17 protein-coding genes are annotated in these 20959 nt (G+C 68.6%); 1 reads left to right on the plus strand and 16 read right to left on the minus strand.

Annotated features, from left to right (window positions below; genetic code table 11):
* Positions 1-83: 83 nt before the first annotated feature.
* The 16 genes from lpxC to mraZ all read right to left on the minus strand — a co-directional run bounded on the left by lpxC (position 84) and on the right by mraZ (position 19373).
* The gene (lpxC, locus tag N5K27_RS07840; RefSeq protein WP_132980541.1) at positions 84-1007 is read right to left on the minus strand and encodes a UDP-3-O-acyl-N-acetylglucosamine deacetylase; all 924 of its coding nucleotides are present in this window, start codon (positions 1005-1007) and stop codon (positions 84-86) included.
* Between the two features lie 117 nt (positions 1008-1124).
* Complete coding sequence (locus tag N5K27_RS07845; RefSeq protein ID WP_087841728.1) at positions 1125-1628, minus strand: peroxiredoxin; 504 nt, start codon at positions 1626-1628, stop codon at positions 1125-1127.
* A 301-nt stretch (positions 1629-1929) separates the two neighbouring features.
* Positions 1930-3108, minus strand: coding sequence for a cell division protein FtsZ (gene ftsZ, locus N5K27_RS07850; RefSeq protein WP_132980572.1), 1179 nt, complete (start codon positions 3106-3108; stop codon positions 1930-1932).
* Positions 3109-3386: 278 nt separating this feature from the next.
* On the minus strand, positions 3387-4619 hold the full coding sequence (gene ftsA, locus N5K27_RS07855; protein ID WP_087841729.1) for a cell division protein FtsA: 1233 nt from the start codon (positions 4617-4619) through the stop codon (positions 3387-3389).
* Positions 4616-5431: a cell division protein FtsQ/DivIB gene (locus N5K27_RS07860; protein WP_087841730.1), complete on the minus strand. Its 816-nt coding sequence runs from the start codon at positions 5429-5431 to the stop codon at positions 4616-4618. Before N5K27_RS07860 ends, ftsA begins: the two co-directional genes overlap by 4 nt.
* 20 nt (positions 5432-5451) lie before the next feature.
* Positions 5452-6396 (minus strand): D-alanine--D-alanine ligase, encoded by a 945-nt coding sequence (locus N5K27_RS07865; protein WP_087841731.1) that lies wholly within the window; start codon positions 6394-6396, stop codon positions 5452-5454.
* Positions 6393-7832, minus strand: a complete 1440-nt coding sequence (murC, locus tag N5K27_RS07870) for a UDP-N-acetylmuramate--L-alanine ligase (protein ID WP_087841732.1) — start codon at positions 7830-7832, stop codon at positions 6393-6395. The genes N5K27_RS07865 and murC overlap by 4 nt, the downstream gene beginning before the upstream one ends.
* A 6-nt stretch (positions 7833-7838) precedes the next feature.
* A complete protein-coding gene (murG, locus tag N5K27_RS07875; RefSeq protein ID WP_279815617.1) occupies positions 7839-8906 on the minus strand; it encodes an undecaprenyldiphospho-muramoylpentapeptide beta-N-acetylglucosaminyltransferase in 1068 nt (355 codons plus the stop codon).
* Positions 8903-10096 carry a putative lipid II flippase FtsW gene (gene ftsW / locus N5K27_RS07880; protein WP_087841734.1) on the minus strand — a complete coding sequence of 398 codons (1194 nt, stop codon included), beginning with the start codon at positions 10094-10096 and terminating at the stop codon, positions 8903-8905. The genes murG and ftsW overlap by 4 nt, the downstream gene beginning before the upstream one ends.
* 4 nt (positions 10097-10100) lie before the next feature.
* Positions 10101-11639 (minus strand): UDP-N-acetylmuramoyl-L-alanine--D-glutamate ligase, encoded by a 1539-nt coding sequence (gene murD / locus N5K27_RS07885; protein ID WP_279815619.1) that lies wholly within the window; start codon positions 11637-11639, stop codon positions 10101-10103.
* A gap of 24 nt (positions 11640-11663) precedes the next feature.
* The gene (gene mraY, locus N5K27_RS07890; RefSeq protein ID WP_087841735.1) at positions 11664-12833 is read right to left on the minus strand and encodes a phospho-N-acetylmuramoyl-pentapeptide-transferase; all 1170 of its coding nucleotides are present in this window, start codon (positions 12831-12833) and stop codon (positions 11664-11666) included.
* Positions 12823-15786, minus strand: a complete 2964-nt coding sequence (gene murF, locus N5K27_RS07895) for a bifunctional UDP-N-acetylmuramoyl-L-alanyl-D-glutamate--2,6-diaminopimelate ligase MurE/UDP-N-acetylmuramoyl-tripeptide--D-alanyl-D-alanine ligase MurF (protein WP_279815621.1) — start codon at positions 15784-15786, stop codon at positions 12823-12825. The genes mraY and murF overlap by 11 nt, the downstream gene beginning before the upstream one ends.
* Positions 15787-15788: 2 nt before the next feature.
* Entirely contained in the window at positions 15789-17522 is a 1734-nt protein-coding gene (locus N5K27_RS07900; protein WP_087841737.1) for a penicillin-binding protein 2, read from the minus strand.
* The gene (gene ftsL, locus N5K27_RS07905; protein ID WP_087841738.1) at positions 17519-17869 is read right to left on the minus strand and encodes a cell division protein FtsL; all 351 of its coding nucleotides are present in this window, start codon (positions 17867-17869) and stop codon (positions 17519-17521) included. Before ftsL ends, N5K27_RS07900 begins: the two co-directional genes overlap by 4 nt.
* 9 nt (positions 17870-17878) lie before the next feature.
* Positions 17879-18940 carry a 16S rRNA (cytosine(1402)-N(4))-methyltransferase RsmH gene (gene rsmH, locus N5K27_RS07910; protein WP_279815623.1) on the minus strand — a complete coding sequence of 354 codons (1062 nt, stop codon included), beginning with the start codon at positions 18938-18940 and terminating at the stop codon, positions 17879-17881.
* A gap of 4 nt (positions 18941-18944) precedes the next feature.
* Positions 18945-19373, minus strand: a complete 429-nt coding sequence (gene mraZ / locus N5K27_RS07915) for a division/cell wall cluster transcriptional repressor MraZ (RefSeq protein ID WP_087841740.1) — start codon at positions 19371-19373, stop codon at positions 18945-18947.
* Positions 19374-19779: 406 nt separating this feature from the next.
* On the opposite strand from mraZ, the gene N5K27_RS07920 reads away from it, so the two are divergent.
* On the plus strand, positions 19780-20949 hold the full coding sequence (locus N5K27_RS07920) for an acetyl-CoA acetyltransferase (RefSeq protein ID WP_087841741.1): 1170 nt from the start codon (positions 19780-19782) through the stop codon (positions 20947-20949).
* Positions 20950-20959 lie beyond the last annotated feature (10 nt).

Below are 20959 nucleotides of genomic sequence, written 5' to 3' on the forward strand. Positions count from 1 at the left end.
CTAGACCCAGGAAACCGCGGATCTGGCTTTGCCAGTCCGCCGGTTTCGCCCCCTGGGGGGCGCCCGTAAGGGCGTAGGGGGGGTCACACGGTCACCCAGTCTTCGCGGAAGGCTTGGGGGGCGACCGACTTCGATTCGAAGGTGGCCAATTCCCAGGCCGAGCGGCGCTCCAGCAGGGCGCGCACGAGCTGGTTGTTCATGCCGTGGCCCGACTTGTGGGCCACGTAGCGGGCGATCAGGGGCTTGCCCACCAGGTAGAGGTCGCCGATGGCGTCCAGGATCTTGTGCTTGACGAACTCGTCGTCGTAGCGGAGTCCGTCGCTGTTCAGGACGCGGAATTCGTCCATCACGATGGCATTGTCCAGGCTGCCGCCGCGCGCCAGGCCCGCGGCGCGGAGGTTTTCCACGTCCTGCATGAACCCGAAGGTGCGGGCGCGCGCGATTTCCTTGATGTAGGAATGCTTGGCGAAGTCGATCTCGGCGAAATTCGACGTGGCATCGATGGCCGGATGGTGGAAATCGATGGAGAAGGCCAGGGCGAAGCCATCATAGGGTTCGAGCCGGGCCCACTTGGCCGATGCGCCTTCGCCCTCGCGAACCTCGACCGGCTCCAGCACCCGGATGAATTCCTTGGCGGCGCTCTGTTCCTCGATGCCCGCCGACTGCAGCAGGAACACGAAGGTACCCGCGCTGCCATCCATGATGGGTACTTCCTCAGCCGTCAGGTCCACGTGCAGGTTGTCGATGCCCAGGCCTGCGCAGGCGGACATCAGGTGTTCAACGGTAGACACCCGCACATCGCCCTTCTGCAGGACCGACGCCATGCGCGTATCGCCGACGGACATCGCGGAGGCGGGCAGGTCCACGGGCTCGGGCAGATCGATGCGGTGGAAGACGATGCCGGTATTGGGCGCCGCCGGACGCAGCGTGATCTCGACGCGCCGCCCGGAATGCAGACCGACTCCGGTGGTTCGAGTGACGCTTTTTATTGTGCGCTGGCAAAGCATGGCGGCTAGGAATCCGGGTTAATACTATATTGTAACGTTTCCGTGTTAGAGCGGGTGGCCCGCCACAGGTTCCGGGACGGCCGCGCACGCCCTGCCGCGGCCATCCCGGAAACGGAATTACAGCTGCTTGAGCAGGGTTTCCGCGTCGCTGACTTCGTACTTGCCGGGAGCTTCGACGTTCAGCACCTTGACGGCGCCGTCGTCCAGCAGCATGGAATAACGCTGCGAACGTACGCCCATGCCGCGCTCGGTCAGGTCGAATTCCAGGCCCAGCGCCTTGGTCCACTTGGCCGAGCCGTCGGCCAGCATGCGGATCTTGCCCTGGCTGCCCTGGTCCTTGGCCCAGGCACCCATCACGAACGCGTCGTTGGTGGCCACGCACCAGATCTCGTCCACGCCCTTGGCCTTCAGGGCATCATGGTTCTGCAGGTAGCTGGGCACGTGCTTGGCCGAGCAGGTGGGCGTGAAGGCGCCCGGCACGGCGAACACGGCAATCTTCTTGCCCTTGACCAGATCCGCGACCTGGAACGCGTTGGGGCCGAGCGAGCAGCCCTCGGTCTCCACGGCGATGAATTCGGTCAGGGTACCGTCGGGGACGCGATCACCTACTTTGATGGTCATGGAAGACTCCTAAAAAAATGTCCCCCCCTACGCGCTGACGCGCGCCCCCCAGGGGGCGAAACCGGCGGACTGGCAAAGCCAGATCCGCGGTTTCCTGGGTCTAGTGGGGACTGGTTGGGTTGTACCACCGGTGCTAGCGCAGGCAGCCTGCGAAGCAACAGCGCCAGGACCTCACGATACAGGAACTAGACCCAGGATGCGGTGGATCCGGCTTTGCCGGTCCACTCGCATCGCCCCCTGGGGGGCGCGCGTCAGCGCGTACGGGGGGCTCACCCACCCAGCAAGCGGATTGAGCCTTGGCTCAATCCGCTTGCTTGCGCAGGAAGGCGGGGATGTCCAGGTGCTCCATGCCCGAGCTTTCCAGCGCCTGCACGCGCATCGACGCATCCCGCGGGTTGCGGAAGACCGTGGGCGTGTCGTAGTCGTGGTAGTTGGTGCCACCCGCCTGGGCGTTGTAGGCCGGCACGTTGTCCGTGCCGGTACGCAGCTGCTGCATGGTGTTCTGCACCAGCTGCGGCTTGGCCTTGTTGCGGCCCAGGCCGGTCGCCACGACGGTCACGCGCAGGTCTTCGCCCATCGCATCGTCGTACGACACGCCGAAGATCACGGTGGCATCTTCCGCGGCATAGCTGCGGATGGTGTCCATGATCTCGCGGGTCTCGCGCATCTTCAGCGAACGGCTGGCGGTGATGTTGACCAGCACGCCGCGGGCGCCGTTCAGGTCGATGCCTTCCAGCAGCGGGCACGCGATGGCCTGCTCGGACGCCACGCGGGCGCGGTCCACGCCGCTCGCGATGCCGGTGCCCATCATGGCCTTGCCCTGCTCGCTCATGATGGTCTTGACGTCTTCGAAGTCGACGTTGACGTTGCCGTCCACGTTGATGATCTCGGCGATGCCGGCGCAGGCATTGTGCAGGATGTCGTCGGCCGACTTGAAGCAGTCTTCCTGCGTGGCGTCCTCGCCCAGCAGTTCGTACAGGTTCTCGTTCAGCACGACGATCAGCGAATGCACGTGCTGCGTCAGGGCCTCGATGCCTTCCTCGGCCATGCGCATGCGCTTGCTGCCCTCGAAGTTGAAGGGCTTGGTCACCACGGCCACGGTCAGGATGCCGAGCTCCTTGGCGACTTCGGCCACCACGGGGCCGGCACCGGTACCGGTGCCGCCGCCCATGCCGGCGGTGATGAACACCATGTTGGCGCCCTGCAGCGCGTCACGGATCTCTTCGCGGGCGGTCTCGGCGGCGGCGCGGCCCTGCTCGGGCTTGGCGCCGGCGCCCAGGCCGCTGCGGCCCAGGCGGATCTGCACCGGCGCATTGGTATGCGACAGCGCCTGCACGTCGGTGTTGGCGCAGATGAAGTCCACGCCCTGCACGCCGCGACGGATCATGTGGGCAACGGCGTTGCCGCCGGCGCCGCCCACGCCCACCACCTTGATGACCGTTCCACGGGTATCGGTGTCTAGCATTTCGAATTTCATAATGACCTCCGGGGGTTCTGGCGGATAAGTGGCGGCTGGGAAATGTGAAATGTGAAATGTGATCGGGCCGGAATCGACCATCTGACTGACCCCGCCTTGGGATCGCGCTTCACGTTTCACCTTCCCCGGTCACGCACCTCCTCGACTCATGTAAAAAACTGATTTGAACGAACTACTGGATACTCTGGACCTGCAACTGCACAGACTCAAAGAACGGGCACTGCTTCATCGGACTGCGAAGGACTGCACGATTCGGGCAACGTATGCGACGGGGGATCGCTTCAAAAATTCCCCAGGAACCACTCTTTCATACGAGAGAAAACCTGTGTGACATTTCCGGTCTGCTGCGCCACCTTGCGGCCGCGCACGCGCTGCAAGCGGGCCTCGGCCAGCAGCCCCATCACCGTCGAGAAGCGCGGGCTGCGGACCACGTCCGCCAGGCTGCCGGTGTACTCGGGCACGCCCAGCCGCACGGGCTTCAGGAAGATGTCCTCCGCCAGTTCGACCACGCCGGGCATCTGCGAGGTGCCGCCGGTCAGCACGATGCCGGACGACAGCAGCTCGTCGTAGCCCGACTCGCGGATCACCTGCTGCACGAAGGTGAACAGCTCCTCGACGCGCGGCTCGATCACGGCGCCCAGCGCCTGGCGCGACAGCTGGCGCGGCCCGCGGTCGCCCAGCCCGGGCACTTCGATGCGCTCGTCGGGGCTGGCCAGCACCTGCTTGGCCACGCCGTAGCGCAGCTTGATTTCCTCGGCATCGGGCGTGGGCGTGCGCAGCGCCGCGGCGACGTCGCCGGTGATCTGGTCGCCGGCGATGGGAATGACCGCGGTGTGCCGGATCGCGCCGCCGGTGAAGATGGCGATGTCGGTGGTGCCGCCGCCGATGTCCACCAGGGCCACGCCCAGTTCCTTTTCGTCGGGCGTCAGGCAGGCCAGGCTCGAGGCCAGCGGCTGCAGGATCAGGTCCTGCACCTCCAGGCCGCAGCGGCGCACGCACTTGACGATGTTCTGGGCGGCACTGACCGCGCCAGTCACGATGTGCACCCGGACTTCCAGGCGGATCCCGCTCATGCCGATGGGCTCGCGGATGTCCTCCTGGCCGTCGACGATGAACTCCTGCGTCAGCACGTGCAGCACCTGCTGGTCGGTCGGGATGTTGATGGCCTTGGCGGTCTCGATGACGCGCGCGACGTCCGTGGCGGTGACTTCCTTGTCCTTGATCGCCACCATGCCGCTGGAATTGAAGCTGCGGATGTGGCTGCCGGCGATACCCGTGAAGACGTCCCGGATCTTGCAGTCGGCCATGAGCTCGGCCTCCTCCAGCGCGCGCTGGATGGAGTTGACCGTGGTTTCGATGTTGACGACCACGCCCTTGCGCATGCCGCGCGACTCATGCTGCCCGAGACCGAGCACTTCGAAGCGCCCTTCAGGCAGCATCTCGGCCACGACCGCCACCACCTTGCTGGTGCCGATGTCGAGGGCAACGATCAGATCCTTGGTTTCACGAGTCATGGTCTTTTCTGGTTAGGTTGCATGGTTGATGCAGGTTTCCTTGGATTCGGTTTGGCACTGGCCGGCGGCCGGGCGGTGGTGACCGCGAAGCCGTTCGGATAGCGCAGGTCCGCATGTTCCAGCTTGCCGATGCGCGATTCGATCACCGGAATCGCCTGCACGAAGCGCTGGACACGCGACTCCAGCGACGCGGTGTCCGTGCCGGGCGCGGTGGTCGGCTCGCGTCCCAGGTCGATGATCGCGCCATTGGACAACTCCACCTGCCAGGCATAGCGGGGCGTCAGCACCACCCGCAGCGGGTCGAGCTTGACCGGCGCGAACCAGCGCGTCAGCTCGGCGTAGCGCTGCGCCACCAGCTTTTCGGAGCCCTCCGGGCCGGCGAAGATCGGCAATTGCCGGTCGTCCTCGGCCTCGCCCAGGTTGGCGGTGAACGATTCGCCGTAGGTGTTGAGCAAGCGGTTCTCGTTCCACAGTCCCAGCGGCTGGTGCTCCTGTATGGTCACCACCAGCGAATTGGGCCATTGCCTGCGCAGCGACGCCTGCCGCACCCAGGGCACCGTCTCGAACACCTGGCGCATCTGCTCCAGGTCGGCGGTGAAAAAGTTGCCCGTCAGCCGGCCGGAGATGGCCGGATGCACGCTGGCTGGCGTCACATGCTGGAGCGTGCCGTCCTCGGCCTCGATCCAGATCGTCTGCAACGCGAACACCGGTCGCTGCGCCAGCCACAGCAGCGCGCACGCCGCCAGCACCAGCGCCGCGGCGAGGTACAGGGTATTGGCGATGAGATTCAGGGTACGGGAGTCGTTCCACACAGAGTGTCCGATTCAATCTCTTACGAAGACCGGCCTGAAACCTTGCAGCGGGCATCCTTCAGGATCTCCACGCACAGGGATTCGTAGTTCATGCCTTCGGCGGCGGCCGCCATGGGCACCAGGGAATGGCCGGTCATGCCGGGCGAGGTATTGACCTCCAGCAGATAGGGTTGGTTGTCGGCATCCAGCATCACGTCCACCCGGCCCCAGCCTTCGCAGCCCAGGACGCGATACGCGGCCTCGCTGATTTCCTGGACACGCTGGGTGACCGCGGGCGGCAGCTGCGCGGGGCACAGGTAGCGGGTGTCGTCGGTGAAATACTTGTGCTCGTAGTCGTAGTTCCCCTCGGGCGCCACGATCTCGACCACCGGCAAGGCCCGCGCCGAGGCGCCGGTACCCAGGATGGCCACGGTCAGCTCGCGGCCCTGGATGAAGGCCTCGGCCAGGACCTGCTCGTCGTACTCGGCCGCCAGGTCGTAGGCCGCGCGCATGCCGGCCAGGTCCGTGACCTTGGTCACGCCTATGGTGGAGCCTTCGTGCGGCGGCTTGACGATCAGCGGCAGGCCCAGGCGGGCGGCCACCGCGGCCAGGTCGGACCGGCGGTCTAGTGTCTCGAAGCGCGGCGTGGGCAGCCCTTCGTGGACCCAGATGCGCTTGGTCATGGTCTTGTCCATGGCCAGCGCGGAAGCCAGCGGCCCGCTGCCGGTATAGGGCACCCGCAACAGTTCCAGCGCGCCCTGGATCGTGCCGTCCTCGCCATAGCGTCCATGCAGGGCGATGAAGACGCGGTCGAAGCGCTCCTCGGCCAGCTCGGCCAGCGAGCGCACGCCGGTGTCGAACAGGTGCGCCTCGATGCCCGCGCTGCGCAGGGCCTTGTGCACGCCGGTGCCGGACATGATGGACACGTCGCGCTCGGCGGACTTCCCTCCGTACAGCACTCCGACCTTGCCGAATTGCGCGCTCATTGCGGTATCCCTTCCTGATCCGATGCCGGAGCGAACAGCGCTCCCATTCTTGCCGGCATGCTTCCGATGGAGCCGGCGCCCATCGCGATGACGATGTCGCCGTCGCGCGCGAAATCCGCGATGGTCTGCGGCATGTCGGCGATGTCCTCGACGAACACCGGCTCGACCTTGCCGGCCACGCGCACGGCGCGGGCCAGCGAGCGGCCATCCGCCGCCACGATGGGCGGTTCGCCCGCGGCGTAGACCTCGGCCAGCAGCAGGGCATCGGCCGTACCCAGCACTTTGACGAAATCCTCGAAGCAATCCCGTGTGCGTGTGTAACGATGGGGCTGGAACGCCAGCACGATGCGCTGGTGCGGGTAGGCGCCGCGCGCCGCCGCCAGCGTGGCGGCCATTTCCACCGGGTGGTGGCCGTAGTCGTCGATCAGCGTGAAGCTGCCGCCGCCGTGTTCGGCCTTCACCGGGAATACGCCCGCCTGCGTGAAGCGGCGATTGACGCCCTTGAACGCCGCCAGGGCCTCGCGGATGGCGTCGTCCGGCACGCCCAGCTCGGTCGCCACCGCGATGGTCGCCAGCGCGTTGCGCACGTTGTGCTCGCCGGGCAGGTTCAAGGTGATGTCCAGCGGCGGCAGTTCGACCTGCCGGTCGCGCCGCCTGACGGTGAAGCACATGCGCGGACCGTCGGTGCGGACGTCGGTCGCGCGCACCTGCGCATCGGCGGCGAAGCCGTAGGTCGTGACCGGCCGCGAGACGAAAGGCAGGATTTCGCGCACGTTGGCGTCGTCGATGCACAGCACCGCGGTGCCGTAGAACGGCATCCGCTGCGTGAATTCCACGAATGCGCTCTTGAGCCGCGCGAAATCGTGGCCGTAGGTATCCATGTGGTCGGCGTCGATGTTGGTGATCACCGACATGACCGGCAGCAGGTTCAGGAACGAGGCATCCGATTCGTCGGCCTCGACCACGATGAACTCGCCCTGCCCCAGCTTGGCGTTGGCTCCCGCCGAATTCAGGCGCCCGCCGATGACGAAGGTCGGATCCAGCCCGCCCGCCGCCAGGACGCTGGCGATCAGGCTGGTGGTGGTGGTCTTGCCGTGCGTGCCCGCCACCGCGATGCCGCGCTTCAGGCGCATCAGCTCGGCCAGCATGACCGCTCGCGGCACGACCGGGATGCGCTTGTTGCGCGCGGCGATCACTTCCGGGTTGTTGCCCGCGACCGCGGTGGAGGTGACGATGGCGTCCACCCCCTCGACGTTGCCGGCGCTGTGGCCCTGCGTGATGTGCGCGCCCAGCTCCGCCAGCCGGCGAGTGGTCGCGTTGTCGGCCAGGTCGGATCCGCTGATGCGGTAGCCGAGGTTCAACAGCACCTCGGCGATCCCGCTCATGCCGGAGCCGCCTATGCCAACGAAATGGATGTGTCGGATTCGATGTCTCATGATGTGTCAGCGTCGCGCCGCCGCCTCGCAGATGTCGGCGATCCGCTCGGTGGCGAGCGGATGCGCCAGCGCTCGCGCGCGGGTCGCGGTTTCGGCCAGTTCGGCCCGTGTGCGTTGGCGCAGCCAGTCGGCCAGCCACTCGGCCGTCAGGGCCGATTGCGGCTGCAGCCATCCGGCCTGCGCATCGCTCAGATACCTGGCATTGGTGGTCTGGTGGTCGTCCACCGCGTGCGGGAACGGCACGAACAGGGCCGCCACGCCCGCCGCGCATACCTCGGCCACCGTCATCGCGCCGGAGCGGCAGATGACCAGGTCGGCCTCGGCATAGGCGGATGCCATGTCGGCGATGAACGCGCGGCAGTCGGCGTCCACTCCCGCCCGGGCATACGCCGTGCGCAATTCCTCGATGTGCTTTTCGCCCGCCTGGTGCACCACCTGCGGACGCGCGTCCGCCGGCAGCATCGCCAGGGCGGCGGGCACGGTGCCGTTGAGCGCCTGCGCCCCCAGGCTGCCGCCCACGACCAGCAGGCGCAGCGGACCGGCGTGGCCGGCGAAGCGCTCGGCCGGCGGAGCCACGGCGGCCACCTCGGGCCGCACGGGATTGCCGGTCAGCTCGCCGGGCAAGGCTCCGGGAAAAGCGGTCAGCACCTTGCTGGCCCAGCGCGCCAGCACCCGGTTGGTCATGCCGGCCACCGAATTCTGTTCGTGCACGACCAGCGGCGTGCCCCGCAGCCTCGCCATCAATCCACCCGGCAGCGCCACGTAGCCGCCCATGCCGAGCACCACATCGGGACGGTAGCGGCGCAACGCCGACAGGGCCTGCGCCGCGGCGCGGGCCAGCGTGAACGGCAGCTTGAGCAGCGTGGCCAGGCCCTTGCCCCGCACGCCGGAAAAACGCACGGGCGCCATCGGGATGCCCTGGGGCGGCACGAGCCGGCCTTCCATGGCGTCCGGATTGCCCATCCACACCACGTTCCAGCCGCGCGCGCGCAGCGCGCCGGCCACCGCCAGTCCCGGCATGATGTGGCCGCCGGTGCCGCCGGCCATGACCATCAGCGTGCGCGGCGCGTTCATAGCCGCCCTCCGCGCATCAGGATGCGGTTCTCGTAGTCCACCCGCATCAGCACGGCCAGCGCCGCCATGTTGGCGATGATGCCCGAGCCGCCGAAACTCATGAAGGGCAGCGTCAGCCCCTTGGTTGGCAAGAGGCCCAGGTTCACGCCCATGTTGATCAGCGCCTGCACGCCTATCCACAGGACCACGCCTTTGGCGACGAGACCGCTGAACACGCGGTCCATGGCGATGGCCTGGCGGCCGATCTCGAAGCCCCGGCGCACGATCACGAAGAACAGCGTGATCACGACCAGCACCCCGACGAACCCGAGTTCTTCGCCGATCACGGCCAGCAGGAAGTCGGTGTGCGCCTCCGGCAGGTAGTGCAGTTTTTCCACGCTGGCGCCCAGGCCCACGCCGAACCATTCGCCGCGGCCGAAGGCGATCAGCGAATGCGACAACTGGTAGGCCTTGCCCAGCGCGTTGGCCTCGGTCCAGGGATCCAGGTAGGCGAACAGCCGCTCGCGCCGCCAGGGCGCGGCCCAGATCAGCAGCAGGAAGGTCGACACCAGCACGGCGGTTAGGCCGCCGAACAGCTTGCCGTTGATGCCGCCCAGGAATAGGATGCCCATCGAGATCGCGACGATGACCACGAAGGCGCCCAGGTCGGGTTCGAGCAGCAGCAAGAGACCCGTGGCCGCCATCGCGCAGGCCATGGGCAGGAAGCCGCGCACGAAGTTCTGCATGTAGGCCTGCTTGCGCACGGTGTAGTCGGCGGCGTAGATCAGCACGGCCAGCTTCATCAGCTCGGAGGGCTGGAAGTTGACGAAGCCCAGCGGCAGCCAGCGGTGCGAGCCGTTCACTTCCTTGCCGATGCCGGGAATCAGCACCGCCACGAGCAGGAACAGGGCCACGCCGAACACCGGCATCGAGAATTTCTGCCACACGTCCATGCGGATCGTGAACGTGGCGGCGGCCACCACCACGCCCAGCGTCAGGTACAGCGCGTGGCGGACCAGGAAATAGTAGTTGCCGTAATTGGCGAACTTGGGCGAGTCGGACAGCGTGACCGACGCGGAATACACCATGACCAGCCCGAGCAGCAGCAGCGCCAGGGCCGAGGTGACCAGCGCGGCGTCGTAGTTCAGCATCCGCGTGCGGCTGGGCCGCACGGCGTTGACGCTACCGGTGAGTTCGGCGAACAGGCTCATCGGGCTACACCTCCCCCCGGTCGGCAGCTAACGTCTGCACGGCATCGACGAACCGGTCGGCGCGGTGCTTGTAGTCGCGGAACATGTCGAAGCTGGCGCAGGCCGGCGACAGCAGCACGGCATCGCCCGGTTGCGCGAGGTCCAGGGCGGTGCGCACGGCGGCGTCCAGGTCCTGGCCGGTGGCCAGCGGCACGCCGGTGTCCTTCAGCGCCTCGGCGATCAGCGGCCCGTCGCGGCCGATCAGGACCACGGCGCGCGCATGCAAGGCCACGGCGCGGGCCAGCGGCGAGAAATCCTGGCCCTTGCCGACGCCGCCGGCGATCAGCACGCTGCGCTGGCCCAGTCCCTCCAGCGCGGCGACGGTCGCGCCCACGTTGGTGCCCTTGCTGTCGTCGATGAAATCGACGCCGGCGATGCCGCGCACGAACTCGACGCGATGCGGCTCGCCCCGGTATTCGCGCACCGCGCGCAGCAGCGGCGCCCACGGCAGCCCCAGGCTGCGCGCCAGCAGGAGCGCCGCCTGGACGTTCAGGGCGTTGTGCAGGCCCCGGATCAGCAGCGCGTCGACCGGCATCAGCCGGTTCACCCGTCCATCGGGACGGGTCACGACCTCGCCCTTCTTGCGCTTGGGCGGCGGCGCGTCGAAATCCTCGGCCGCCGCCTCGGCCAGCCAGGCCACGCCATGGCTGTGGTCCAGCCCCAGGTCGCCCGTGGCCACCGGTGCCTCGCGTCCGAAACTGCGCACGTGCTCCGCGTCCAGCCGCTCGACCATGGCCGCCACCTGGGCATCGTCGCGATTGACCACGGCTACCGACGAGGCCGCGAGCAGCCGGGCCTTGGCGGCGCCATAGGCGCGCATGTCGCCGTGCCAGTCCAGGTGGTCCTGGGTCAGGTTCAGCACCGCGCCCGCGTCGGGCCGCAGGCTGTGCGTGGTTTCCAGCTGGAAGCTCGACAGTTCCAGCACCCAGACGTCTGGCAGGCGGTCCTCGTCCAGCGCGGCCATCAGCGCGGTCAGCGCGGCCGGGCTGATGTTGCCGGCCACCGCCACGGTACGGCCGGCGGCCTCGACCAGATGGCCCGTCAGTGCGCAGACGGTCGTCTTGCCGTTGGTGCCGGTCACCGCCAGCACGCGCGGCGCGTACGACCTGGAGACGGCCAGCTCGGCCAGGGCCAGCGCGAACAGCTCGATCTCGCCGATGACCGGGATCCCGCGTTCGCGGGCGGCGCCGACCAGGTCGCCCGCGGGCGCCGCGTGCGGCGGCAGGCCCGGGCTGATGACGACGCGCTCGACGCCTTCGAGCAGGGCGGGATCGAAGACGCTCACGCCGCCGTTGTCCCGCATGGCGCCCGCGCCCAGCCGGAACTCGGCGTGCGGCGCGGCTTCCCGCAGGGCCTGCAAACCCGCCGGCTCGGCGCGCGAGTCGGCCACGCGCAGGCCCCCGCCCGCCCGCGCGCACCAGCGCACGGCGGCCGCGCCCGATTCGCCCAGGCCCAGGACCAGGGTGAACGGCGCTTGCGCGGCGGTTTCAACGGGGGTTTGCATGTTCAGCGATTCGTCCGACACGGTTCAACGCAACTTCAACGTCGCCAGTCCGATCAGCACCAGCATCATGGTGATGATCCAGAACCGGACGACGACCTGGGTTTCCTTCCAGCCGCTGACCTCGAAGTGATGGTGCAGCGGCGCCATCTTGAATATCCGCCGGCCCTGGCCGTAGCGTTTCTTGGTGTACTTGAACCAGCTCACCTGCAGGATGACCGACAGCGTCTCGACCACGAACACCCCGCCCATGATGAAGAGCACGATCTCCTGCCGCACGATCACGGCCATGGTGCCCAGCGCGCCGCCCAGCGCCAGCGCGCCGACGTCACCCATGAAGACCTGGGCCGGATAGGCGTTGAACCACAGGAAGGCCAGCCCCGCGCCCCCCAGCGCGGCGCAGATCACCATCAGTTCGGATGCGCCAGGGATGTACGGAAACAGCAGGTAGCGGGAATAGTCGACGCGGCCCACGACGTAGGCGAACACGCCCAGCGCGGTGCCCACCAGCACCGTGGGCATGATGGCCAGGCCGTCCAGTCCGTCGGTCAGGTTGACCGCGTTGCTGCTGCCCACGATCACCGCCCAGGTCAGCGCGATGAAGCCGATCACGCCCAGCGGATAGCTCACGCTCTTGAAGAACGGCACGATCAGGTCGGCGCGCGGCGGCAGGTGGTAGCCGAATCCGCCCGAGATCCAGTCGACGAACAGCGACCAGGTGCCGCCGGCATCCGGCGCCGAAATGGCGAAGGCCAGGTACACCGACGCGACCAGACCGATCAGCGTCTGCCAGAAGAACTTCTCGCGCGCCGGCATGCCTTCCGGATCCCGGCGCACGACCTTGCGGTAGTCGTCCGACCAGCCGATCCAGCCGAAGCCGAAGGTGACCAGCAGCACGACCCAGACGAAGCGGTTGCTCCAGTCGGCCCACAGCAGCGTCGAGACGCCGATGGAGATCAGGATCAGCGCGCCGCCCATGGTGGGCGTGCCGCTCTTGATCAGGTGGGTTTCGGGGCCGTAGGTGCGGACGGCCTGGCCGATCTTGAGCGCGGTGAGCTTGCGTATCACCCAGGGGCCCGCCATCAGGCCGATGAGCAGCGACGTCGCGCACGCGAGCACCGCGCGCAACGTGATGTAGCTGAACACCGAGAAAGCCCGGTAATCCTCGGACAACCACTGGGCCAGTTCAAGCAGCATGCTTATTACCAATAGAAGAATGATCCGACGGGGGGCCGGCCTGCAACGCCTGCACCACCCGCTCCATGCGCATGAAACGCGAGCCCTTCACCAACACCGACGCGGGGCCGGCCGCCATCACGGCGGGCGCCACCTGCTCGACCGCGTCGGCATGCATGCCGCCGGCACCGAAGGCCTGCACCGAGTCGCGCGTCGCCTCGCCCAGCGCGAACAGTGCGTCGATGCCGCGCTCCCGGGCATAGGCGCCGACCTCGGCGTGCATGGCCGGCCCCTGGTCGCCCACCTCGCCCATGTCGCCCAGCACCAGCACCCGCGGCTGAGGCAACGTGGCCAGCACGTCGATCGCGGCGCGCACCGAGTCGGGGTTGGCGTTGTAGGTGTCGTCGATCAGCAGTGCCCCGCTTTGCAGGCGGTGCCGCTGCATGCGGCCCTTGACCGGCGCGAACTCGGCCAGGCCGCGGGCGATGACGTCCAGTTCCATGCCCGCCGCCAGCGCGCACGCGGCGGCGGCCAGCGCGTTGCGCACGTTGTGCAGGCCGGCCGCGGCCAGCGCGACCTCGGCCTGGCCGCCGGGCGTGCGCAGCTGGAAGCGGGTCTCGAAGGCATCCAGCCGCAGGTTCGCGGCAGAGACCTCGACCTCGCCCGACAGGCCGAAGCGCAGGCAGCGGCGCGTGCCGGCCAGCTCGGCCCACACGGGGGTATAGGGATCGTCGCCGGGAAACACGGCGATACCGTCGGCAGCCAGGGCCGAGATGACGGCGCCGTTCTCGCGCGCCACCGCCTCGACCGTGTGCATGAATTCCTGGTGCTCGCGCTGGGCGTTGTTGACCAGCGCCACGGTGGGAGCGGCGATGCGCGACAGTTCGGCGATCTCGCCGGGATGGTTCATGCCCAGCTCGATGACGGCGCAGCGATGCGTGCCGCGCAGCCGCATCAGCGTGAGCGGCACGCCGATCTCGTTGTTCAGGTTGCCCTGAGTCGCCAGCCGGCCGTCGGCGCCATGGCGCGCGGCGAAGATGGCGGCGATCATTTCCTTGGTGGTGGTCTTGCCGTTGCTGCCGGTCACGCCCACCACCGGAATCGCGAATCGCCCGCGCCAGGCGGCCGCCAGGTCGCCCAGGGCGCGGCGGGTATCGGCCACCACGACCTGCGGCATCCCGGCACCATCGACCGGACGCTGTACCACGGCCGCCACCGCGCCCGCCTCGTGCGCCGCGCACACATAGGCATGGCCATCGAAACGCTCGCCGCTCAAGGCGAAGAACAATTCGCCGGCGGCCACGTTGCGCGAGTCGCTGCCGGCATGGGAGAAAGCCACGCGGTCGGCGCCGGCCTCGCCATGCACGACCCCGCGCATGGCCTGCGCCGCGTCGGCCACCGTCATCAGCCCGCGGGCGGTGGGCGCGGCGCGATAGGCCGCCAGGACGGCCTCGGCCTGCTCGACGTCCGAGAACGGATGGCGAACGCCGTCGATCTCCTGATAGGCCTCGTGGCCCTTGCCCGCCAGCAGGACGACGTCGTCGGGCCCGGCCTGGAAGACGGCTTCCCGGATGGCAAGGGCGCGGTCGGGCTGGACCCGCACGGCGCTGCCCGCGGGCACGCCGGCCAGGATTTGCTCGATGATGGCCTGGGGCCGCTCGCTGCGGGGATTGTCGCTGGTCACCACCACCAGATCGGCATGGGCGCACGCCACCTGGGCCATCTGCGGCCGCTTGCCGGGATCGCGGTCGCCGCCGCAACCGAATACACATATCCGCCGGCCGCCGCGCGTCCGGGCCACCGGCACGAGAGCGTCGAGCGCACGCGCCAGGGCGTCCGGCGTGTGCGCGTAGTCCACCACGACCAGCGGCCCGCCCTCGCCCGGGGCGCGGCCCGGCGCCGACACCGCCTGCAGCCGGCCGGCCGCCGCCTGGGCGGACGCCAGCGCGGACGACACGCGCTGCACGCTCCATCCGAGCTCGAGCAGCACGCCCGCCATCGCCAGCAGGTTCGAGACGTTGTGCTCGCCCAGCAGCGGCGTGGCGATCTGCACCGCGTGGGCTTGCCAGTTCAAGGTGAAGACCATTCCGCTGCCGGTGGCATGCAGGTCGGAGGCGCGCAGCACCCGGGGCGCCGCATCACCGGCTTGCGCCGGTTCCAGCGTATAGGCGGTCAGCGCCACGGACCGGCCGCTGGCCTGGAGCGAGGCTAACAGCCGCCGGCCGGCCTCGTCGTCCTGGTTCACGACCGCCGCGGCCACGCCCGGCCACGAGAACAGCCTCGCCTTTTCGGCCTCGTAGGCGGCCATGTCCGGGTGGTAGTCCAGATGGTCGCGGGTCAGGTTGGTGAAGGCGGCGATGTCCACGTGCAGCCCGTCCAGCCGTCCTTCGGCGATGCCGATGGACGACGCCTCGATCGCGACCGCCGCGACGCCATCGCGCCGCATGTCGGCCAGGGCGCGGTGCAGGGCCACGGCGTCGGGCGTGGTCAGGCCGGTGGCCAGCGCGCGCGAGCCGCCGTCCGGTCCGGGGATCTGGATGCCCAGCGTGCCGATCACGCCGCAGGGCATGCCGCCGACGGTCAGCGCGCGCGCGATCCACTGCGTGCACGAGGTCTTGCCGTTGGTCCCGGTGACGGCGATCACCTTCATGTCGCGCGAAGGATCGCCGTACCAGCCGGACGCGACGACACCCAGCGCGGCCTTCAGGCCCGCCGCCGGCAGCGCCGGAATACCGCGTTCGGCCAGGTCCCGCTTGAGCGCGGCCGTGCGGTCGGCCGCGGTGTCCTCGAACACCACCGCGCTCGCGCCACGCTCGAGCGCCTGGCCGATGAAGTCGCGGCCGTCGCTGCGGGCGCCCGCGTAGGCCAGGAAGATGTCGCCCACCTGCACTGCCCTGGAGTCCAGGCGCAAATGCGAACCTGGAGAGGCATGCTTGCGCAGCCACTCCAGGATGGAGGCGGGAGACGTCGCCATCGTCACAGGCTGTCCTCCAGCGGATGCTCGGGAATGACGAGCGACTTGAACGGCGCATCGGGTTCGACGCCCAGCATGCGCAGCGTCCCGCCGGTGATCTTGGAGAACACCGGACCGGCCACCGCGCCGCCATAGATGCTGCCCGCCGTGGGTTCGTCGATCATGACCGCCACGACGATGCGCGGATTCGACACCGGCGCGAAACCCGAGAACGAGGCGACATACTTGGTGGCGTAGGCCCCGTTGATGATCTTGCGCGCGGTGCCGGTCTTGCCGGCCACGCGATAGCCCATGACCTGCGCCTGCGAGGCCGTGCCGCCCGGCCCCACCACCGCCTCGAGCATCTGGCGCATCGTGCGCGCGGTCTTCGAGGAATAGATGCGGGTGCCAGCGGGCGGGCGCTCGGTCTTCAGGAAGGTAAGGGGCACGGTGTCGCCGTCGCGCGCGAAGGCGGTGTAGGCATGGGCCATCTGCACCAGCGACACCGACAGGCCGTAGCCATAGGACATGGTGGCCTTCTCGATCGGCTTCCACTTGTCATAGGGGCGCAGGCGGCCCGCCACCGCGCCGGGGAAATCCAGCTTGGGCGCCTGGCCCAGGCCGAGTTCCGTGTATTTCTCCCACATCTCCTTGTTCTCGAGGCGCTGGGAGATCAGGGTGGTGCCGATGTTGCTGGACTTCTGGACCACGCCGGCCACATCCAGCTTGCCATAGCCGTGGGTGTCCGAAATGGTGCGCCCGTAGAAGTTCATGCGGCCGCCGCCGGTGTCGACCACGGTGGTGGGCTGCACCCGGCCCAGGTCCAGCGCCAGCGCGATCGAGAACGGCTTGATGGTCGAGCCCGGCTCGAAGGTGTCGGTCAGCGCGCGGTTGCGCAGGCGCGCCCCGGTCAGGGTCTCGCGGTGATTGGGGTTGTAGGTGGGCATGTTCGCCAGGGCGAGGATCTCCCCGGTGCGGGTATCCACCACGATGGCGGCGCCACCCTTGGCCTTGTGGCGCTCGACGGCTTCTTGCAACTGCGAAAACACTAGGTACTGCACCCGGGTATCGATGGACAGGGTCAGGTCGTGACCATTGGCGGGCGCACGCACCGCCTGCACGTCCTCGACCACCCTGCCCAGGCGGTCCTTGATGACCCGGCGGCTGCCCGCACGGCCAGCCAACTGGGAATTGTAGGCCAGCTCGATGCCTTCCTGGCCGCGGTCCTCGACGTTGGTGAAACCCAGCACATGGCCGAGCACCTCGCCCTCGGGGTAGTAGCGCAGCGTCTCGCGCTGCTGGTGGATGCCGTCCAGGCCCAGCGCCGCCACCTTCTCGGCCACGTCCACCGGCACCTGCCGCTTCAGGTAGACGAAGGTCTTGTCTTCGTTGGCCAGCTTGCGCTGCAGGTCGCGCAGCGGGATTTCCAGCAGCTTGGCCAGTTCGGCCAGCGCGCCGGGGGGCGCCTTCACGTCCTCGGGGATGGCCCAGACGGCGCGGGCAGGCACGCTGGACGCCACCACGACCCCGTTGCGGTCGGTGATCTTGCCGCGGGAGGCCGGCAGCACCAGCGTGCGGGCATAGCGGGACTCGCCCTGCTTCTGCAGGAACTCGTTCGACAGCCCCTGCAGGTACAGCGCGCGGACGACCAGCGCGGTGAAACCGGCGAACAGCAGGAACAGCACGAAGCGCGACCGCCACGCGGGCAGCTTCAGGTTCAGGACAGGATTCTCGGACGAGAAACGGACGCGTTTCATCGCGCACCTCCCGCTTTCGGCTTGGTCGGCAGGGGCACGCCCGGCGGACCATAGGGCAGCAGGGCCGGACCGCTCTGCGCGTCGCGCGACTGCGCGAGGTAGATGGTGCGCGCGGGCGTGACCGGTTCCATCTTGAGCGTGGTGCGGGCCACGCTATCGATCAGCGCATGCTTGGCGTGGTCGGTCTGCTCGAGCTGCAGCCGGCGCCAGTCCACGTCCAGGTCGCGCGCCACGGCCTGGGCGCGCTCCAGTTCGACGAACAGGCTGCGCGCCTTGTACTGGCTGCTGACCAGGGACAGCGCGCACCCTATCAGGGCCACCGTCAGGACGAAGAGCAGGCGCCCCATGCCGGCCTCCTATGCGCTGGCGAAAGAATGGGCGCGCGGGGTGCGCGTCCGGGCCGGCGGGCGCCGCTTGGCTGCGGCCGCCTCGGGCGTCTTGACGAAAGCCCTGCCGCCCTCGGCCGGCAGGGCCGTATGGGTACGTTCGGCCACCCGCAGCACCGCCGAGCGGGCGCGGGGATTGGCGGCGACCTCGGTCTCGGTGGGCAGGATGCGGCCGATCGAGGCCAGCACGGGCTGCGGCCGCTCGCTCTCGCGCAGCGGCAGGCGCGCGGTTTCCGCGCCGGGCCGGGCCGCGGCGGCGATGAACTGCTTGACGATGCGGTCTTCCAGCGAATGGAAGCTGATCACCGCCAGCCGGCCGCCGGGCTCCAACAGGTCGAGCGCCGCGGCTAGCGCACGCGGGAGCTCTTCAAGCTCCTGATTGAGGTGAATCCGTAGAGCCTGAAAGGTGCGGGTCGCTGGATGCTGGCCCTTCTCCCTCGTGCGGACTGCACCAGCCACGATGTCGGCAAGCTCGCCTGTGGTCGTGACAGGCCGTTTCTCGCGGCCAGCTGCAATCGCCTTTGCAATCTGGAAAGCAAACCGTTCTTCACCATAGCGTGCTATGACCTCCCGCATGTCATCGATGCTCGCATGGGCGAGCCATTGCGCGGCGGTTTCGCCGCGTGTCGTATCCATCCGCATGTCGAGCGGGCCGTCGCGCATGAAGGAAAATCCACGCTCGGCATCGTCGATCTGCGGAGACGAAATACCCAGGTCCATCATCAGGCCGCGGATGCGGGCGATCCCCAGCCGGGACATTTCCTCGGCCAGTCCGCCGAAACCCTCGTGGACCACCGTCACCCGGCGGTCCTGCCCGGCCAGCGCGCGCGCCACCGCGATGGCCTGCGGATCCTTGTCGAACACCACCAGCCTGGCCTCGGGCCCCAGCCGCGCAAGCAGCTCGCGCGTGTGGCCGCCCCGCCCGAAAGTGGCGTCGACCCATACCCCGGCGCCAACGCCGTCGGCGGGTACGGCCAACGCGTCTATCGTCGGCTCGAGCAGGACGGGCCGATGCAGGAATGGGGTCGTCACGGCGTCAGAAAGAAAACTGGTTCAGGACTTCGGGCATGCCCTGCGCCAGCATCTCCTGCTCGCGCTGGGCCAGAACGGCAGCGTCCCACAGCTCGAAGTGAGCGCCCAGGCCGAGCAGCATCACCTCGCGCGTCAGGGCGGCGGCGGTGCGCAGCTCGGGAGCGATCAGGATGCGGCCCGCGCTATCGAGCTCGACATCCTGGGCATTGCCCAGCAGCAGCCGTTGCAGCGCGCGCGCCTGCATCGGGAACGCCGCGATCTGCTCGCGCTTCACCTCCCAGGTGGGACGGGGGTAGATCAGAAGGCAACCGTCGGGGTGCCGGGTCAGGGTCAGCCGGCCTTCGGCCTGCATCATCAGCGCGTCACGATGCCGGGTAGGGATGGATACCCTTCCCTTCGCATCGAGCGTCAGCGCGCTGCTGCCCTGAAACACGGCTTCTCACCCCACTTTTTTGCACAAAATTCTACTATTTCCCACTCTAAATGAGCGATTACGCGGGGTCAAGCCGCTCGGACACGGTTTCTTCATTAGTAACAAGGACTTAGGTGCACTTTCTCGAACCTTCACATTGCGAAATGTTCCATGAAATCAGTGCATTGGCATTTGAAGTGAAGGTGTCGTCTGAAGAAAAACCGGGGAGTGACATAAAAGGGGCGACAAGGTAACAAAACAATGCCCCTTGCCCAGGCGCCACGCGGGTCCCGCGGCCCTCGGCCTACGCGCCCGGGGGCGCTACTAGCGTATTCCTACGACTAGGCCCGGCAGGCGCGGCTGGAAATAATGGCCTCCATAACGACATGCGTCTTCCCACTGGGACGGACGCCACCAAGGAGACGCCATGGACACCCCCTGCATCGTCGGATGGGGCCACACCCCCTTCGGCCGCCTGGACCACTTCGACCTGGAGGGGCTGATGGTCGAATCCACGCGCCTGGCGCTGGCCGACGCCGGCCTGCGGGCGCGGGACGTGGACGCGGTGTTCGTCTCCCACTTCAACGCCGGCATGGTGCCCGACGGCTTTCCTTCCTCCCTGCCCTTCGGCGCCGACGACGATTTCCGCTTCACGCCCACCGTGCGCCTGGAGAACGCCTGCGCTTCCGGATCGGCCGCCATCCATGCCGCACTGGACGCCATCGGCTCGGGCCGGGTCCGCGTCGCCCTGGTGGTGGGGGCCGAGAAGATGACGGCCGCAGACGGGCCGGCCGTGACCGCGGCGCTGGCCCGCGCAAGCCACCATCGCGAGGAAGGCTCGCGCGGCCTGACCTTTCCCGGCATCTTCGCCCTGATCGCCCGGGAGTATTTCGCCCGCCACGGCGACCACGGCGCGACCCTGGCGCGGATCGCGGCCAAGAACCACGCCAACGGCGCCCGCAACCCGCTCGCCCACCTGCGCCGCGACCTGGGCTTCGATTTCTGCAACACCGTGTCCGAGCGCAATCCCATCATCGCCGCGCCGCTGCGCAAGACCGATTGCTCCACCGTCGCCGACGGCGCCGCCGCGCTGGTGCTGACCGCCGCCCCGCTGGCGCGCGACTTCCGCCGCGCCGTGCGCTTTCGCTCCACGGTCCAGGTCAACGACTTCCTGCCCATGTCCCGGCGCGACCCGGTCGCCTTCGAAGGACCGCGGCGGGCCTGGCGGCGCGCGCTGGACGAAGCCGGCATCGGCATCCGCGACCTCGACCTGGCCGAGGTCCACGACTGCTTCACCATTGCCGAGCTGCTCAGCTACGAAGCCATGGGGCTGGCCGAGGCCGGCCAGGGCGCGCGCTGCGTCGACGACGGCACGGTGGCGCCGGGCGGCGCGCTGCCCGTCAATCCGTCGGGCGGCCTCAAGGCCAAGGGCCATCCGGTCGGCGCCACGGGCGTGTCCATGCACGTCATGGCGGCCATGCAGCTGTGCGGCGAGGCCGGGGACATCCAAGTGCCCGGCGCCGAACTGGCCGGCGTCTTCAACATGGGCGGTTCCGTGGTCGCCAACTACGTCAGCGTGCTGGAACGCGCAGCTTAGGACCCGCCCG

It is taken from the genome of Pigmentiphaga sp. GD03639, from assembly GCF_029845405.1.
Lineage (GTDB): Bacteria > Pseudomonadota > Gammaproteobacteria > Burkholderiales > Burkholderiaceae_B > Pigmentiphaga > Pigmentiphaga daeguensis.

What these genes read in the sequence shown, in the direction of transcription:
- mraY (WP_087841735.1), bottom strand. Translation starts at nt 12,833, where the DNA reads ATGCTGCTTGAACTGGCCCAGTGGTTGTCCGAGGATTACCGGGCTTTC.
- murF (WP_279815621.1), bottom strand. Translation starts at nt 15,786, where the DNA reads ATGGCGACGTCTCCCGCCTCCATCCTGGAGTGGCTGCGCAAGCATGCC.
- ftsW (WP_087841734.1), bottom strand. Translation starts at nt 10,096, where the DNA reads ATGAGCCTGTTCGCCGAACTCACCGGTAGCGTCAACGCCGTGCGGCCC.
- N5K27_RS07900 (WP_087841737.1), bottom strand. Translation starts at nt 17,522, where the DNA reads ATGAAACGCGTCCGTTTCTCGTCCGAGAATCCTGTCCTGAACCTGAAG.
- murC (WP_087841732.1), bottom strand. Translation starts at nt 7,832, where the DNA reads ATGAGACATCGAATCCGACACATCCATTTCGTTGGCATAGGCGGCTCC.
- N5K27_RS07865 (WP_087841731.1), bottom strand. Translation starts at nt 6,396, where the DNA reads ATGAGCGCGCAATTCGGCAAGGTCGGAGTGCTGTACGGAGGGAAGTCC.
- lpxC (WP_132980541.1), bottom strand. Translation starts at nt 1,007, where the DNA reads ATGCTTTGCCAGCGCACAATAAAAAGCGTCACTCGAACCACCGGAGTC.
- N5K27_RS07845 (WP_087841728.1), bottom strand. Translation starts at nt 1,628, where the DNA reads ATGACCATCAAAGTAGGTGATCGCGTCCCCGACGGTACCCTGACCGAA.
- ftsA (WP_087841729.1), bottom strand. Translation starts at nt 4,619, where the DNA reads ATGACTCGTGAAACCAAGGATCTGATCGTTGCCCTCGACATCGGCACC.
- murG (WP_279815617.1), bottom strand. Translation starts at nt 8,906, where the DNA reads ATGAACGCGCCGCGCACGCTGATGGTCATGGCCGGCGGCACCGGCGGC.
- ftsL (WP_087841738.1), bottom strand. Translation starts at nt 17,869, where the DNA reads ATGGGGCGCCTGCTCTTCGTCCTGACGGTGGCCCTGATAGGGTGCGCG.
- murD (WP_279815619.1), bottom strand. Translation starts at nt 11,639, where the DNA reads ATGCAAACCCCCGTTGAAACCGCCGCGCAAGCGCCGTTCACCCTGGTC.
- N5K27_RS07920 (WP_087841741.1), top strand. Translation starts at nt 19,780, where the DNA reads ATGGACACCCCCTGCATCGTCGGATGGGGCCACACCCCCTTCGGCCGC.